The sequence below is a fragment of the Limosilactobacillus ingluviei str. Autruche 4 genome, assembly GCF_000312405.1.
Lineage (GTDB): Bacteria > Bacillota > Bacilli > Lactobacillales > Lactobacillaceae > Limosilactobacillus > Limosilactobacillus ingluviei.
The window spans coordinates 11,864-27,128 of the sequence record NZ_HE997178.1 but is presented as its reverse complement, the minus strand read 5'-3'; the positions used below and the strand labels follow the sequence as shown (position 1 = coordinate 27,128).

Genomic DNA, 15,265 nt, shown 5'->3' with positions numbered 1-15,265 from the left:
GTTCGGAGCCTAGTAAATTAACCGCAGATAAACATGGGGCTAGCGAGCACCACCTCGGCTCGCTAGCCCCAATTCATTCTTTTCAGCTTACCACGGCTTTAATAGTATGCCCCGTGATGGTATTCCCAAACATCATACGCATCCGCCAGGTTCAGCATAATTCGATCAACGGCCAGCCCCTTGCGAATCAAGACCGGCACTGCATCAGTTGGCGCAGTTGGTTCATCTTTAACCAGTTGACCAACTTGATCAACCATGGAAACCATCACCCCTTGTTCATAACGAGTTTCCACCGTTTTATCCGGTTGGATTGACGCCACGTAATCATCCGCTTCAACGACCAAATCAGCGGCTTGTTCAATCCGTTCGCCGATCCCGGCCACCTTGCCCCGGTTCCCTTGCCCCGATGGATTGGCACTGGAGGCGTAGATCATTTGGCGCTTTTCAGCCCAAAAGTGCGCCGCAATTTGTTCACTCGGCGTCCCAAATTTAATTACAAAACACGACGTTCCCCGTCGATCCATCATCAGTTCTTCTTGCCCATCTTGCAAGTACTTGGCCCGGGCTTCGGGCTTCCAAGGCAGGATACAGCCCAGTAAAATATCTTGGTCCCAGTGCTTTTGATACAGGGCCCGAATCTTAGGCGTCATTTCAGCTAATTCATCAAGTTGGGCCAAGCTGCCACACAGCACCACCCCCGGCTTATTACGGTTGCGTTGCTTCGCAGCAAACTTCCGCTCCAGCCCGGCCCGATCGGTCGTCATGATAATGTAGCCAACTTTCGTCGGGCTAACAATCATCTTACCTGGATTGGCGAGGGTGGCCACGGCGGTTTGGTTTAGTTGGCCTTGCCATTGTACGTGTTGCGTCATTATATAACATCCTTTCTTCGTTTGCTTTATTGGTAGGGAGACATTTGGGCTTCGTAGGCGGCAATTTGATCGGCAAACTTCATCGTTTGGTCAATGTCGTCTTCCCCCTTTAAAAACTTTTCTTTCCAAGCCGGATTAATCGTGAATTTCCAGCTCAGCGCCCCACATTTAACGGTTTGGTGGACCAAGTCGATCGTAACCTTCGCCGTTGGCGCCAATTCACTGAGCGTCTCGCGGGCAGCCTGCTCTAATTCAATCGGCAAGACACCGTTTTTTGTACAGTTCATGTACAAGATCGGACCAAAACTGCCAGCGATGATGGCCTTAAAGCCCCAATCCCGTAAAGCCCAAACGGCGTGCTCACGCGACGAGCCAATCCCAAAATTATCCCCGGTGATTAAAATCGAGGCTTGTTGGCGCGCCGGTTCATTCAAAATAAAATTCTCCTGGGGGGTCACCCCGTCGGCTTGGTAACGCCATTCATAAAATAAGACGTCCCCATAACCCCGCTTGGTCAGGCGCTTCAAAAACTGCTTAGGCAACAATTGATCCGTATCAATATCATCATTCATGATCGGCATCGTCGTCCCCTGGTGAACGGTAAATTTTTCCATTAGTCTCACTCCTGTTCGTAAAATTGCCGGACGTCAACGAAGTGGCCGTAAATCCCCGCGGCCGCCACCATGGCCGGGCTGGCCAAGTGAGTCCGGGCCCCTGGTCCTTGGCGGCCCTCAAAGTTGCGGTTGGTCGTCGACGCACAATGCTTGCCGGCCGGGACCTTATCGGGGTTCATCGCCAAGCAAGCTGAACAGCCGGGATCGCGCCATTCACAGCCGGCCGCTTTAAAAATCTGATCCAAGCCCAGCCGTTCGGCCGCCCGTTGGACCGCCCGCGACCCCGGGACGACCCACGCTTGAACCCCAGGCGCCAAGTGGTGGCCCGCTAAGATTTTGGCCGCTTCTTGCAAGTCACTCAACCGCCCATTGGTACATGAACCAATGAACAACCAATTAATGGGGATCGTCGTAATCGCCTGACCCGGCTGCAGGTCCATGTACTGGTAGGCCCGCGCCAGATTTTGATCCGCTATTGCTGGTAAAGTCGCATCACAAGGCAGGGCCATGGCCGGATTGGTCCCCCAGGACACATACGGCGCCAGGTTGGAAACGTCCAATTCAATAATCCGATCAAAGGCAGCCGGACTATCGGTCTTAAGTTGCTGCCAGTCGGCCACAGCTTGCTCGTAGTCCTTTGGCGCATACCGCCGGCCCCGTAAATAATCAAAGGTGGTTTGATCCGGCTGAATCATCGCCATTTTAGCGCCCCCTTCAATGATCATGTTAGTCAGGGTCAGGCGACTTTCAATGGAGAGGTCCGCAATGGTCGGCCCATAAAATTCCAGGGCGTAGCCTTCGGCAAAGTTTGTCCCGTACTTCGCAATCAAAGCCATCACAATGTCTTTGGCAAAGACTCCCGGCGCCAGGTGCCCCGTGAGGTGGACCCCCAAGTTTTTCGGTTTGACCTGCCAAATCGTCTGGGTGGTAAAGACGTGTTCAATTTCGGACGTCCCAATCCCAAAGGCCAGCGCCCCTAAGGCCCCGTGCGTTGAAGTGTGTGAGTCCCCACAGACAATCAACCGCCCGGGCTGAGTCAGTCCTAGGTGCGGACCGATCACGTGAACGATCCCTTGATCGGCATCGCCAATGTCGGCTAAGTGCACCCCAAAGTCCCGGCAATTTTTTTGGAGGGTTTCAATCTGGCGCCGGGCAATCTGGTCTTTCACGTCGGCAATCGTCGTCACCGGTTGGGGCGCCGTGGGGACGTTGTGATCAATCGTCGCAAAGGTCCGATCCGGGCGCCGCAACTGGCGACCACTTTCCCGCAAACCATCGAAAGGCTGCGGCGAAGTAACTTCGTGAATCAAATGTAAATCAACATATAATAGCTGGGGCTCGCCGGCTTTCCCGGTAATCACGTGCCGGTCCCAAACCTTATCAAACAGTGTCGTTGCCATAATGCTCCTCCTCACTCAGCTTGCGCCGTTAAAGCATCAACAATTGCCTGGGTCACTTCGGTCGTTGTCGCCGTGCCTCCTAGATCGGCCGTATAAATTCCCGCCGCCAACACTGCTTGGCAAGCCTGGTCAATCCGCGCGGCTAAGTCCGCCCGCCCAAAGGATTGACGTAGCATCCAAGCCACGCTGTTAATCATCGACAGGGGATTAACCTTATTTTGGCCAACCAGATCTGGTGCCGACCCGTGGATTGGTTCGTACAGGTTTGGTCCCGTCAGTCCCAGGCTGGCGGACGGGATCACCCCTAAGCTCCCCGGCAGCACCGCCGCTTCATCACTTAAAATATCGCCAAAGAGGTTGGCCGTAATGATTACGTCAAAGGCTTGCGGATGGTTAATCAACTGCATTGCCGTGGCATCCACGTACCGGTAGTCGACCTTGACCGTCGGGTATTGGGGCGCCAGTTCAGCAGCAACGCGGCGCCATAAGCGCGACGTCGCCAAAACATTGGCCTTGTCAACAATCGTAACGTGGTGGCGGCGTTGGCAAGCCAGTTCAAAGCCGACCCGCAAAATCCGCGCCACTTCCGCACGCGTATAAGTCGCCGTATCCAAAGCCTGCTGATCGCCTTCCTGGCGGGGCTGGCCAAAGTAGATCCCGGCCGTTAATTCCCGAACAATGACCAAGTCCACGTCGGCCACCTCCTTGACCGGCGATAGAGGCGCCAAAGCCGGCGTCACCTGGGTCGGCCGCAAATTAGCAAACAACCCTAGGGCTTGGCGGAGCCGCAGTAAGCCTTGTTCTGGCGTTGCCGTTGCTCCATCATAGCGGGGGCCCCCAATCGCGCTCAAGAGGATCGCATCGGCTTGACGACAGCCGGCTAAGGTGGCGGCGGGCAACGGGTCACCTCCTTGATCAATGCCTTGCCCGCCAAAGGGGTACGCATGCAATCGGTACTTAAAATCGGTGCCGGCACTAACGGCCGCCAAGACTGCGAGGCCGGCTTTCATCATTTCCGGGCCGGAATAATCACCGGCAAGCACGGTAATTTGGTGTTCTTGTATTTCCATTGGTCTTCCCCTTTACTATTTGAGGCGGGAACTGGCATTGACGTAGGCTTTCGCGGAAGCTTGCAAAACGTCAAAGGCGACCCCGACCCCATTGGTTTGCTTCCCCGTCGTTGGATCTTGCAGACTGACCCGCACTTCGGCTTGGGCATCTTCCCCGCTGGTAATGGCCTCAATTTCGTAACTGTTCAGCGTTGGGTGTTGCCCAAAGGCCTGGTCTAAGGCATTGTAGATAGCCTGCACGCTTCCGGCGCCAATCGCTGAGGCCGTCTGGTGCTCACCGGTCTGATCGGTTACAGCGACCACCGCCGCTTGGAAGCCATTCGAAACGTATTGGACTTGCAGGGAGGCCAAGTGATAATCATCGCTGGCCCGGTGCAATTTATCAGCGACCAGGGCTTGCAGGTCCTGATCCATGACGACCTTCTTTTGGTCAGCCAAGACCTTAAACTTCTTAAACAACACGTTAATCAGGTCCTGATCAAATTCATAGCCTAACGTGGCCAACCGGTCGCTAAAGGCGTGGCGTCCCGACAGTTTCCCCAGCGGCAAGCTGGTCTTTTCGACCCCCACCAGTTGGGGCGTAATAATTTCGTACGTCGCCGGATTTTTCAACATCCCATCTTGGTGAATCCCAGCTTCGTGGGCAAAGGCATTGCCCCCAATGACGGCCTTATTCTTCGGGACCGGAATCCCCGACAAGCGGGCAATTAAATCACTGGTCTGTTTAGTCTTGGCCAAGTCAATCTGGCTGGTGGCCTGGTAGTAATCTTGCCGAATGCGCAAGGCAACGGCAACTTCTTCCAAGGCGGTATTCCCCGCCCGTTCACCAATCCCATTGACCGTTCCTTCGACCCGGTTGGCCCCGTTTTCAATTGCTGCCAAGGCGTTGGCTGTCGCCATCCCTAAGTCATCGTGACAGTGCGAAGAGAAGGTAATAGGAACTTCACTGTGGATATTTTCAATCAGGTACTTAAAAATCGCCCCGTATTCCTTAGGGTTGGAATAGCCAACCGTGTCAGGAATGTTGATAATCGTGGCGCCGGCATCAATCGCCGTTTGCACGGCTTGCAATAAGAAATCGGCTTCTGTCCGGGTCGCGTCTTCTGGTGAGAATTGGACCAGGTCAAACTTTTGCTTGGCGTAAGTAACGTGGTCGCGAATCGATGCCAAGACTTCCGCTTGCGTCATCTTTAACTTGGCTTCCCGGTGGACCGGACTAGTCGCTAAGAAGACGTGGATTTGCGGATGCTTGGCCTCCTTTAAGGCTTCATAAGCCGCATCAATGTCCTTATTCTTACACCGGGCCAGGCCGGCCACGGTCATTCTCTGACAGGCCCGCGCAATTGCCGCAACCGCTTCAAAGTCCCCGGGGGAAGCAACCGGAAAACCGGCTTCAATCGTATCAATCCCCCAGGCTTCCAGCTGCCGGGCCATTTGGACCTTTTCATGCGTGTTAAAGCTGACGCCGGGCGTTTGTTCCCCATCCCGCAGTGAAGTATCAAAAAATTGAATCGTCCGCATTGTTTTTTCCTCCTTCAATAAATTTCATTAAATTACTCGGCGGTTGGTTTCTGGCCCCCAGAAGAGCACCACCAACCCCGCAAAAATTGCAATACCAGCAATGGTAACAAAGATCACGTTCGCTCCCACATTGGTCAGCAACCAAGCCACCAGGTAGGGCATCCCAATGGTCACCAACTTCGAAATCCCATTGGCCACCCCAGCGCCCCGGAAACGATATGTAGTAGAGAAAAGTTCCGAAGTGTAGACCGCGACGACCACGGCCATCAAAACGTAAAAGCACGCCGTCAAAGCAAAGCCAACCAGCATGACCCCGCTAGCGGTCGTTTGCGCCGGGTACCACAAGCCCAGGATAGCCGACAAGCCAAAGGCCGTCACAATCGTTGGTTTGCGTCCGACCCGGTCGACCAGCAGCGTCCCAATCAAGGCGCCGACCGGGGCCCCCAGCATCATCACGGCTGAGAAGGCCAGCGAAGAAACCACCGCCAAGTGCTTTTTGACCAGCAGGGTTGGCACCCACGAAGTAAAGGTATATTGGCAAACGATCACCGCCGTCACGGCCACGATCGCGACCAGCAAATTCCGCCGCAGATGCGCATCGTTGTCATAGCTCGTGGCTGCATTTTCTTCCAGCACAGCGGGCGCCAGGTGACGGGCGGCCATTTCCGTTTCCAGCTGGGCAATCGTCGCTTCCGCCTGGCGATAACGCTGATGATTAATGTCCCAGCGGGGCGATTCCGGCAAGTTACGCCGGAAATACCAGAGGATCAAGGCTAAACTCCCAGCAATGACAAACATGGCCCGCCAAGAAAAACGCGGAATGATCAAGGTACACAACAGCATCGTAATTGGGGCGCCACAGTTGGCAATCAGCGATGTGGCTGCACACCACCGCCCCCGTTGGCTGATCGGGGCAAACTCATTGATCATCGCGTAGCCGGTGACGATCTCGGTCCCCAGCCCAATTGCGGCGATCAAGCGGCAACCAATCAAGACCGGCATGTTGGGGGCGACTGCCCCAAGCAAAGTAAAGAAGCCAAAAATCAATAGGTTCAATTGATAGGCCCGCCGCCGGCCGAAGCAATCACCGACCACCCCGGCGGTAATCGAGCCAATAAATAAGCCCATAAAGCCCACGGACAAGAAAACTGAATTTTGGGTCACCGTCGCCCATTTGGTGGCCAGCAGGTAGGAACTGACCCCACTGGCCAAGTACACGTCGATTGCATCCATAAACATCCCCGCTGCCACGAGGGTAAAGACCCGCCAAAAGGTCGGGGTAACTTGGATCTGATTGATCCGGGTCGTTAGTTCTTGTTGGCGCCGAATATTGCCGGGCGCTTCTTCCATCATTGCTTGCATTTGAAATTCCTCCTAAATCAAAAAGGTGCGCTATTTCTACTTGAAATAGGGCACCTTTTAATCAGCTAGGAGATGATTAGGTTCGCCCTATTTCATGCACGAAAAGGACTTACCTAAATAAATGGTGAGTCCTCTAAGGCAATAATAGGGCTAATAAGCAAGCGGGCGAGATCGTGTACGATTGGATAGTTTGCTTATGCATCTTGAGAACTCCTTTCATTAATTAATTGCTCTTGATTATAATCCTTTTCTAATAATATTCAAGGGTTTTTAATCTTTTTGTTCATTTGCGAGCATAAAAACGATTTCTCAGGGAAATCCCTGAGCAAAGCAAAAAACCAGCCCCGCGGCGCTTCATTCGCGCGGGGCTGGCCGGTTGCCATTAATGCTTAGTGTTTTTGTGCGGGGCTTGCTCACTAATTCCCTGGTGCGGCAAGCGGGCAAAGATCATCCGCCCGGCATCCGTCTGCAAGGCTGACGTTACCTCGACAACAATCTCTTGGTTCATAAAGAAGCGCCCATCTTCGACGACGACCATCGTCCCGTCGTCTAAGTAGGCAACCCCCTGCTGGCGTTCGGTCCCCTTTTTGACGACCGTCACCCGCAGTTTTTCTCCCGGCACGACCCGGGGCTTTAAGGACTTGGCCAGGTTGTTAATGTTTAAAACCTGGACGTTTTGGAATTGAATTACCTTATTCAAATTCCAGTCGTTGGTTACGATCACCCCATCGACCTTCTTGGCCAGGGCAATCAATTTGCTATCGACCTCTTGGATATCCGGGAAGTCGCCTTCGTACATTTCAATCGGCACGATTTGTTCTTCCTGGAGCTTATTTAAAATATCCAAACCCCGCCGACCGCGGACCCGCTTAATGCTTTCCCCTGCGTCGGCAATGTATTGCAACTCGTACAAGACAAAGTTGGGTACCAGCAAGGTTCCTTCCAAAAAGCCGGTCTTAACCAGGTCGTAAATCCGCCCGTCGATCAAGATGTTGGTATCCAAGATCTTGTAATGGTGGTAGTTTGCATCCTGGCGGGCCAAAATTGCCCCATCCTTGGGCTTTTCCCGCCGGGCAAATAAGAGCTTACGCCATTCATCCAAGCGCGTCGTCCCCAGCAAAAAGCCAAAGTAGCTAAAGATCACCATTAATAAGATTGGCAAGACGTTATTGATCACCGGAATCCGCAACCGCCAGAGCGGAATGGAAATCAGGGCGGCCAAAATCAGCCCCAAAATGGTGGTAATCGCCCCCATGATCAAATACAGGGGGCTCTTTTGGGCTAGGTTGTGTTCAATTCGTTTGCCCACGCGCAGGACCCAGTCGGTTAAGCTCAGGGACAATAACCCAAAAATAATTGCACCAATTGCGACATTCACGATCATCATTACCAACGGTAAATGCAGCTTGATCCCCAGCGTCACCCACAGGGGTGGCAGATAGTAATAACCAATTGCCATCCCGACCAGGATAAAGAGCGCCCGGACAAAATTTTTCCGTCGTTTCATTCTCGGTCCTCCTTTCCGTCAAAATTCGTCAGAGCTTAGTGCCCTAAGGCCAGCTTTAAGGCCTCCGACAAGGTCGTTACCCCGACTACCTCAATGTTAGTCGGCGCCTGCCAACCTTGCAAGTTATTCTTCGGCACAAAGATCCGCTTAAAGCCCAGCTTGGCCGCTTCAGCAACCCGCTGTTCAATCCGGTTGACCCGGCGAATTTCCCCAGTCAGACCGACTTCGCCGACAAAGGCATCGGTCGGCTGGGTGCCGCGGTCCCGGTAGGATGAGGCAATCGCCATCGCAATCGCCAAGTCGATCGCTGGTTCATCCAATTTGACGCCCCCGGCCGCCTTGAGGTAGGCGTCCTGATTTTGTAAGAGCAAGTTGGCCCGCTTCTCCAAGACCGCCATGATCAAAGAGACCCGGTTCCGGTTCAGCCCGGTGGCCGTCCGCTGGGCGTTCCCAAAAACGGTCGGCGTAATCAGGGCCTGGATTTCGACCAAGATCGGCCGGGTCCCTTCCAAAGAGACCACCACCGCCGAGCCGGTCGCATCCTGCAGCCGTTCTTCTAAGAAGATCTCTGAGGGATTCGGGACTTCCTTGAGCCCCTCGGTATTCATCTCAAAGATGCCCAGCTCATTGGTCGAGCCAAACCGGTTCTTAACCGAGCGCAGGATCCGGTAGGTGTGGTGGAGATCCCCTTCAAAGTAGAGGACGGTGTCAACCATGTGCTCTAAAATCTTCGGGCCGGCCAAAACCCCACCCTTGGTGACGTGGCCGACGACAAAGACGGTGATGTTTTTGCCCTTGGCAATCTGCATCAACTGGGCCGTGACCGCCCGGATCTGGGCGACGCTGCCGATCGCTGACGTCACGTCGGTCGCCTGCATGGTCTGGACCGAATCGATGATCACGTATTCAGGTTGGAGATTGTCGACCGTGGCCCGGATGCTGTCCATGTTGGTTTCCGGGTAAATGTAGAAATTATCCCCCGACACGGCCAGCCGTTGGGCCCGCATCTTGATTTGGTTGGCACTTTCTTCCCCGGACACATAGAGGACCGAGTGGCCCTCCACGCTCAGTTGGCCGGAAACTTGCAGCAGCAAGGTCGACTTCCCGATCCCCGGATCCCCCCCGATCAAGACCAAGGAGCCGGGCACGATTCCGCCCCCTAAGACCCGGTTTAACTCATTGAGCCGGGTCTTGACCCGCGGGGTCTTTTGGGTGTCGATTTCCTTGATTTTTTGCGGTTTGGCCACGATCCCGGTCAAAGTCGTGGTCGGCTGGACCGTCTTTTCCAGCTGGCCTTGTTCGACTTCTTCGACCAGGGAATTCCACTTGCCACAATTCGGGCAGCGCCCTAAAAAGCGCGGCGAAGAATAGCCACAATTTTGGCAGACATAGTGCGTTCTGGTTTTAGCCACAAGGCCGCCTCCTTTCTAAGCGTTACTTTTGCGTCGAGCCAAAGCCCCCCGTCCGGTCGGCTTGGGGCGTTGCTTCATCATCAGCCGCCAAGTACGGGGTGAAGATCCCCTGGGCAATCCGTTCGCCCTTTTTGATCTTGTAGTCGACCAGCCCGTAGTTGACCAGCTGGACAAAGATTTCCCCTTCGTTTTGCGGGTTGTTGTAGTAATCGGCGTCAATAATCCCGACCCCATTAGGCAGGATTAAACGGCGCTTGAGCGGGCCACTGGACCGGTTAAACAGCATCAAGACTTCATCCGGTTGCATGTAAGCCTTGATCCCGGTTGGCACCAAGAGTGGCTTTAAGGCCGCATCGGCGGCTGCAAGGTCAGCGGCACTTAATTGGCCGCCGTGCAGCAACATTTTTAGCCCCAGTAAAAAGTGGTTCTTCCAAATCGAAGGTAGCACAAAATCTTCGCTGGCCGCAAAATCGTAGCCCGCCGCCTGCTTGGTCTGACGTTGTGGCAGGCTGAGGCCCTGGTCAGCCTTGAATGAAACAATTTCAAATCCTCGTTTTCTCATGGTAAATCCCCCGGCTTTGCAGTTTTTAAAGATAGCTTCTATTGTAGCATACCGTTTGTGCCAGCTTCACGGAATCCGGCAAATGCAATTACTTCTTAAAATTCCGCTCAGGTCCCGCGGCGGGAATTAATTTTCCATCTCCCTTGCAGGGCCCCCGCCTTAGGCCTAAACTAATGGTAACGGTTGCACCCGGTTGGTGACTAACTTGACAAGCCCGGGCGAAACTCGGAAAATAAATGGCGTAAAACGTTTTATGAATCATGCAGGGAGGGAATGCCAATGGAAATTACGATTGCCGCAGAAAAACTGGTCGCAACGGAGGCTGATGGCACCTTAATCGGACAGATTGATTACCCCTTTGTCGACGCTACCGCCAAGCGGGTCGTCTTAGAGCGGGTCTTTGTCAATCCGGCTTACCGTGGCCAAGGGATCGCCGGCAAGCTAATGGCCGCCTTTGTCGATTACGCGGATCAAGCGGGGCTGACGGTTAAATTAATGTGCCCGTATGCCAAAATGAGTTTTCAAAAGCACCCGGAATACCGGCGGCTCCTCGCCCCTGAAGAGCAAAACTAAGTTTGAGGTGAAATGAGAATGGATCAAAATGAATTAAAGGCCTTGGTCGGCCAAGCTGCCGTCAAATTTATCGAAGATGGCATGATTGTTGGCTTGGGGACCGGCTCGACGGTGCGCTACATGGTGGATGCCCTGGGCAAGCGGGTCCAAGAAGAGGGCCTGAACGTGATCGGGGTCACGACTTCCAACCGGACAACGGCCCAAGCCCAAAGCCTGGGAATTACGATCAAAGACATCGATGAAGTCGACCACATCGACCTGTGCATCGACGGGGCCGATGAAATTGACACGGACTTCAACGGCATCAAGGGGGGCGGGGGCGCCCTGCTCTGGGAAAAGATCGTCAACAACGCTTCGACCAAGCGGATTTGGATCGTCGACGAATCCAAGCTGGTCAAGCGGATCGGGAACTTCGGCGTGCCGGTCGAAGTCATTCCGTTTGGGGCCCAACACGTCTTTAACTACTTTGTCAAGCAAGGTTACCATCCGGTCTGGCGGTTAACGGACGATGGCGCCAAGTACCGGACTGACGAAAAAAACTTCATCATTGACTTAAAGGTGGGCGAAATCGCCGATCCAAAGGCCATGGCCGAAGACCTGATCCACACGGTCGGGGTTGTTGAACACGGGCTGTTCTTAAACCGGGTCGACCAAGTAATTGTCGGCCGCCAAGACGGCCCAGAAGTGCTGGATGTGAACTAGCATAGGATACTAGCGGTGGACTGGACCCTGTCAAGTGGAAAGTTGAATTATGTAAATAATTAGGCAGCTAGTGCTCGATATTCAGCGGGCGCAAGGCTGCCTAATTTCGTTTGGTATCGTTTGTGATTATAGAAGGCAATGTATTCCTTGACTGAGGTTACTAACGCTTCGTAGGTTTCGAATTTATGGTCATAATAGGATTCATCCTTATAGTGACCCCAGAAACTTTCCATCGGCGCATTGTCAATACATTTGCCAACCCGTGACATGCTCAATGTGAAGCTAGCTTCGGTAGTTAGGCGGAGATATTGTTTCGAAGTGTACTGGGTTCCACGATCGCTATGAAGCAGTGGATGAGCGTTTGGATTCTTGGCTATAGCTTGCGCCAAGTGTGAGACTCTTCCAATTCTGCTATCCCATCGTGTTGATAAGCACGGGCCCAATCCTGCACAGTATGCTCGCTAACGCCGTATTGTTTAGCTAATCGAGAACTGCCAACCTGACTGCTCAAATACTGGAGGACTGCTTCAAGCCGTTCTTCTAAAGAGTGATGAGTTGTTCTGCCAGACATAAAAATACCCCCTTTCAGGTGAGATCGAATTTTACATAATTCGTTTCTCCACCTAAAAGGGAGCATATCACGGCGGGCAGGCCCCGTCGCTTTTTTTTACTTTATTTATGTAAGCGGTTCCGTTAAAATAAGGGGGAATGTGATTTGAGGAGGACTTGAAAATGGAACTCAACACCCGCAACATGCTGGAGGGCAAACCCTACACCCCCGCCACGGCGGAATTAAACCGCTATGCGCGCCAAGGCCACCGGCTCAGCCACGATTACAATCTGACCTACGATGATCAAACCGAACAGCGGGCGGCCATTCTAGCGGAATTACTGGGCACTCACGGGCAAAACATCTACCTGCAAGGGCCGATCCAGTTTGACTACGGGCGCTTCACCACCATCGGCGATAATTTTTACGCCAACTTTAACCTGACTGTCCTGGACACCTGCCCGGTGACGATCGGCGACAACGTGATGCTGGGGCCTAACGTCAGCCTCTTGACCGCCAAGCATCCCTTAAGGTACCAACAACGCAATTTGCGCGAAGTCGACGGCCAGCTGTTGGATTACGAATTTGGCGCCCCGATTACGATTGAAGACAACTGCTGGCTAGGCGGTAACGTGACCGTCTTAGGCGGGGTCACCATCGGCGCCGGCAGCGTAATTGGGGCCGGGACGGTTGTAACGAAAGATGTCCCGGCCAATTCGCTGGTCGTGGGCAACCCCGGCCGGGTCGTACGCCAGATTACGGAAGTGGACCGCTTACAAAACTTTCCGTGGTAACCACTTGCTTTGACGGTCTTCGGCGACCGCCCTATAATAGAAGTTAATCATTTTAAGGGAGTTGATTGAATGTCATTTGCAATTACGCCCGCCCAATTAAAGGCCTTCCAAGCCGACTACCAAGCCCAAAGTCAAAACCGGGTCTTGGAACGGGCGGTCACCAAAAACGGGGTCCGCAATGCCAGCTTTGATTGGCACGCCCAAGCCGCCAACGATCCCCACTTTTCAATTGATCTGGCCACCGGCGACGTCAGTGACCAAAAACAATCCGGCCGGTGCTGGATGTTTGCGGCCTTGAACACGATGCGCCACGACATGCAGGCGAAGTTCAACCTGCCGGACAACTTCGAATTATCCCAATCCTACCAGTTCTTCTGGGACAAATTTGAAAAGGCCAACTACTTCTACGAAAACGTGATCAACACGGCTGAACTGCCCCACGACGACCGTAAAGTCGCTTGGCTGATGGCAACCCCGCAACAAGACGGGGGCCAATGGGACATGATGGTGGCCCTGATTGAAAAGTACGGGGTCGTACCGCAAAGCGCGATGCCCGAAACCTACAACTCATCCAAGTCGCGCGAAATCAACGAAGTCTTGAATCACCAACTCCGCCACGACGCCGTGATCCTGCGTCGATTAGTTAACGACTACGGGGTTGAAGACGAACGGATCAACCAAACCCGCCAGGAAATGCTCAACCGGGTCTACCGGATGTTGGCCCTGGCCTTTGGCGAACCGGTCCAAAGCTTCGACTTTGAATACCGCGACAAAAAGAGCAAGGAATTCCACCGCGCCGCGAACCTGACGCCGCAGGAATTCTTTACCAAGTACGTCGGCTGGGATCTGGATCAATACGTCTCGATCATCCAAGCGCCCACGGCTGATAAGGCCTACCACCAAACCTACACGATTGAGATGCTGGGCAACGTGGTGGGTGGCCGGCCGATCAAGCACTTAAACCTGCCGGTCGATGAATTCAAGGCCCTGGCCATCAAGCAGCTTCAGGGCGGCGAAAGCGTCTGGTTTGGCTCAGATGTTGGCAAGTACTCTGAAACCAAGCTCGGCTTAATGGACCTGAATACGTACCACTACGAAGAACTCTTCAATACCGAACTGACAATGAGCAAGGCCGATATGCTCGACTACGGCCAATCAATGATGACCCACGCGATGGTCTTGACCGGGGTGGACCTGGTCGACGGCCAACCAACCAAGTGGAAGGTTGAAAACTCCTGGGGCAACAAAGTCGGGACCAAGGGTTACTTCGTGATGAGCGATGCTTGGCTGGACCAATACTGCTACCAAATCGTGATCAACAAAAAGTACCTGAGTGATGAACTGCTGGCTGCCCAAGCCCAAGAACCGCATGTCTTAGCCCCATGGGATCCAATGGGCACGTTGGCTTAACAGACTAGCTGGGGGTTACTAAAGCGACTGCGCAAAAAAGCGCGGTCGTTTTTTGATTGGCGCAACAAGCACCCCGCTTGCCAAAATGATAAAACCGTGATATTTTCATTAAAAATAACCAATTTAAAATAAGGAGGCGATGGTTGTGCGGCCACGAATCGCAGTACCTGCCGATACCCTCACCGAAGCAACCGAAATTATTAACGAACGGATGGCGCCCTTTGCGCCCAAGCCGATCATCGAAGCAATAGTCAAATCCGGCGGGGCGCCGGTAATCTTTCCCAGCGTCGCCCCGGAAATGGTCGGCGATTACTTGGACCTTTTTGACGGCGTGATCTTTGCCGGTGGCGCCGACGTCGATCCGACCTTTTTTGGCGAAGAGCCCCACCAAAAGCTCGGGCCGACCTACCGCAAGCGAGATGAATTTGAAATTGAACTGCTCAAACAAGCGGTTAAAGCCGGCAAGGCGATCTTTGGGATCTGCCGGGGGATGCAAGTGATCAACGCCGGTTTGGGCGGCACCCTCTACCAGGACCTGAGTGAAAATCCGCTTGCCACCATCAAGCACTCCCAGGATGCGCCGGGCAACTTCCCTTCCCACCACCTCACCGTTGAGCCCGACAGCCGGCTCTTTGATTTGATGGGCCACCGCCCCTTCGTCAATTCTCGCCACCACCAGGGGCTCAAAAAAATCGCCCCGGGCGTCAAAGTCGTCGCCAGTGCCGACGATGGCGTGCCCGAAGCGATTGAATCGATCACCGGGAATCAAATTCTCGCCGTCCAGTGGCACCCGGAAAATATGTACAAGCACTACCCCGAGTCCCAGCGGCTCTTTGCCGACCTGATCGACCGGGCCCGGGCCGTGCAAGCAAAACGTTAAAGCAACTAAAAAGTCGGCGACTTGGCAAGGTTTGTC

Annotated in this window: 14 protein-coding genes and 2 pseudogenes; 5 read left to right on the top strand and 11 right to left on the bottom strand. The window is 53.7% G+C overall.

The features are described 5' to 3' along the window. Window positions 1-98: 98 nt before the first annotated feature. The 9 genes from BN54_RS09540 to BN54_RS09500 all read right to left on the bottom strand — a co-directional run bounded on the left by BN54_RS09540 (window position 99) and on the right by BN54_RS09500 (window position 10,320). Window positions 99-872 (bottom strand): L-threonylcarbamoyladenylate synthase, encoded by a 774-nt coding sequence (locus BN54_RS09540; protein ID WP_019206962.1) that lies wholly within the window; start codon window positions 870-872, stop codon window positions 99-101. Between the two features lie 26 nt (window positions 873-898). Continuing rightward, a complete protein-coding gene (gene leuD / locus BN54_RS09535) occupies window positions 899-1,486 on the bottom strand; it encodes a 3-isopropylmalate dehydratase small subunit (RefSeq protein WP_019206961.1) in 588 nt (195 codons plus the stop codon). A 5-nt stretch (window positions 1,487-1,491) separates the two neighbouring features. Further along, on the bottom strand, window positions 1,492-2,886 hold the full coding sequence (gene leuC / locus BN54_RS09530; RefSeq protein ID WP_019206960.1) for a 3-isopropylmalate dehydratase large subunit: 1,395 nt from the start codon (window positions 2,884-2,886) through the stop codon (window positions 1,492-1,494). Window positions 2,887-2,897: 11 nt separating this feature from the next. Continuing rightward, window positions 2,898-3,956: a 3-isopropylmalate dehydrogenase gene (gene leuB, locus BN54_RS09525; RefSeq protein ID WP_019206959.1), complete on the bottom strand. Its 1,059-nt coding sequence runs from the start codon at window positions 3,954-3,956 to the stop codon at window positions 2,898-2,900. 15 nt (window positions 3,957-3,971) lie between these two features. Beyond that, complete coding sequence (locus BN54_RS09520; RefSeq protein WP_019206958.1) at window positions 3,972-5,477, bottom strand: 2-isopropylmalate synthase; 1,506 nt, start codon at window positions 5,475-5,477, stop codon at window positions 3,972-3,974. A gap of 27 nt (window positions 5,478-5,504) precedes the next feature. Beyond that, entirely contained in the window at window positions 5,505-6,839 is a 1,335-nt protein-coding gene (locus tag BN54_RS09515) for an MFS transporter (RefSeq protein WP_019206957.1), read from the bottom strand. Between the two features lie 382 nt (window positions 6,840-7,221). After that, window positions 7,222-8,346 carry a PIN/TRAM domain-containing protein gene (locus BN54_RS09510; protein WP_019206956.1) on the bottom strand — a complete coding sequence of 375 codons (1,125 nt, stop codon included), beginning with the start codon at window positions 8,344-8,346 and terminating at the stop codon, window positions 7,222-7,224. A 35-nt stretch (window positions 8,347-8,381) separates the two neighbouring features. Beyond that, complete coding sequence (radA, locus tag BN54_RS09505; RefSeq protein WP_019206955.1) at window positions 8,382-9,758, bottom strand: DNA repair protein RadA; 1,377 nt, start codon at window positions 9,756-9,758, stop codon at window positions 8,382-8,384. A 22-nt stretch (window positions 9,759-9,780) separates the two neighbouring features. Then, a complete protein-coding gene (locus BN54_RS09500; RefSeq protein WP_019206954.1) occupies window positions 9,781-10,320 on the bottom strand; it encodes a dCTP deaminase/dUTPase family protein in 540 nt (179 codons plus the stop codon). A 255-nt stretch (window positions 10,321-10,575) separates the two neighbouring features. Between BN54_RS09500 and BN54_RS09495 the strand changes: the two are divergent. After that, window positions 10,576-10,893 (top strand): annotated as a pseudogene (locus BN54_RS09495) (GNAT family N-acetyltransferase); the annotation flags it as partial. Window positions 10,894-10,911: 18 nt separating this feature from the next. Next, the gene (rpiA, locus tag BN54_RS09490; RefSeq protein WP_019206952.1) at window positions 10,912-11,595 is read left to right on the top strand and encodes a ribose-5-phosphate isomerase RpiA; all 684 of its coding nucleotides are present in this window, start codon (window positions 10,912-10,914) and stop codon (window positions 11,593-11,595) included. 59 nt (window positions 11,596-11,654) lie between these two features. Here rpiA and BN54_RS10345 read toward each other — a convergent pair. After that, window positions 11,655-11,984: pseudogene (locus BN54_RS10345) on the bottom strand (transposase); the annotation flags it as partial. After that, window positions 11,969-12,166, bottom strand: a complete 198-nt coding sequence (locus BN54_RS10620) for a helix-turn-helix domain-containing protein (RefSeq protein ID WP_019206950.1) — start codon at window positions 12,164-12,166, stop codon at window positions 11,969-11,971. The gene BN54_RS10620 and the pseudogene BN54_RS10345, both read right to left, overlap by 16 nt. Before the next feature lie 161 nt (window positions 12,167-12,327). Between BN54_RS10620 and BN54_RS09475 the strand changes: the two genes are divergently transcribed. From BN54_RS09475 to BN54_RS09465, 3 genes are all read left to right on the top strand, one after another. Then, a complete protein-coding gene (locus tag BN54_RS09475) occupies window positions 12,328-12,939 on the top strand; it encodes a sugar O-acetyltransferase (RefSeq protein ID WP_019206949.1) in 612 nt (203 codons plus the stop codon). 69 nt (window positions 12,940-13,008) lie between these two features. Further along, on the top strand, window positions 13,009-14,349 hold the full coding sequence (locus tag BN54_RS09470; RefSeq protein WP_019206948.1) for a C1 family peptidase: 1,341 nt from the start codon (window positions 13,009-13,011) through the stop codon (window positions 14,347-14,349). Between the two features lie 145 nt (window positions 14,350-14,494). Beyond that, window positions 14,495-15,229: a gamma-glutamyl-gamma-aminobutyrate hydrolase family protein gene (locus tag BN54_RS09465; protein WP_040470278.1), complete on the top strand. Its 735-nt coding sequence runs from the start codon at window positions 14,495-14,497 to the stop codon at window positions 15,227-15,229. Window positions 15,230-15,265: the final 36 nt, after the last annotated feature.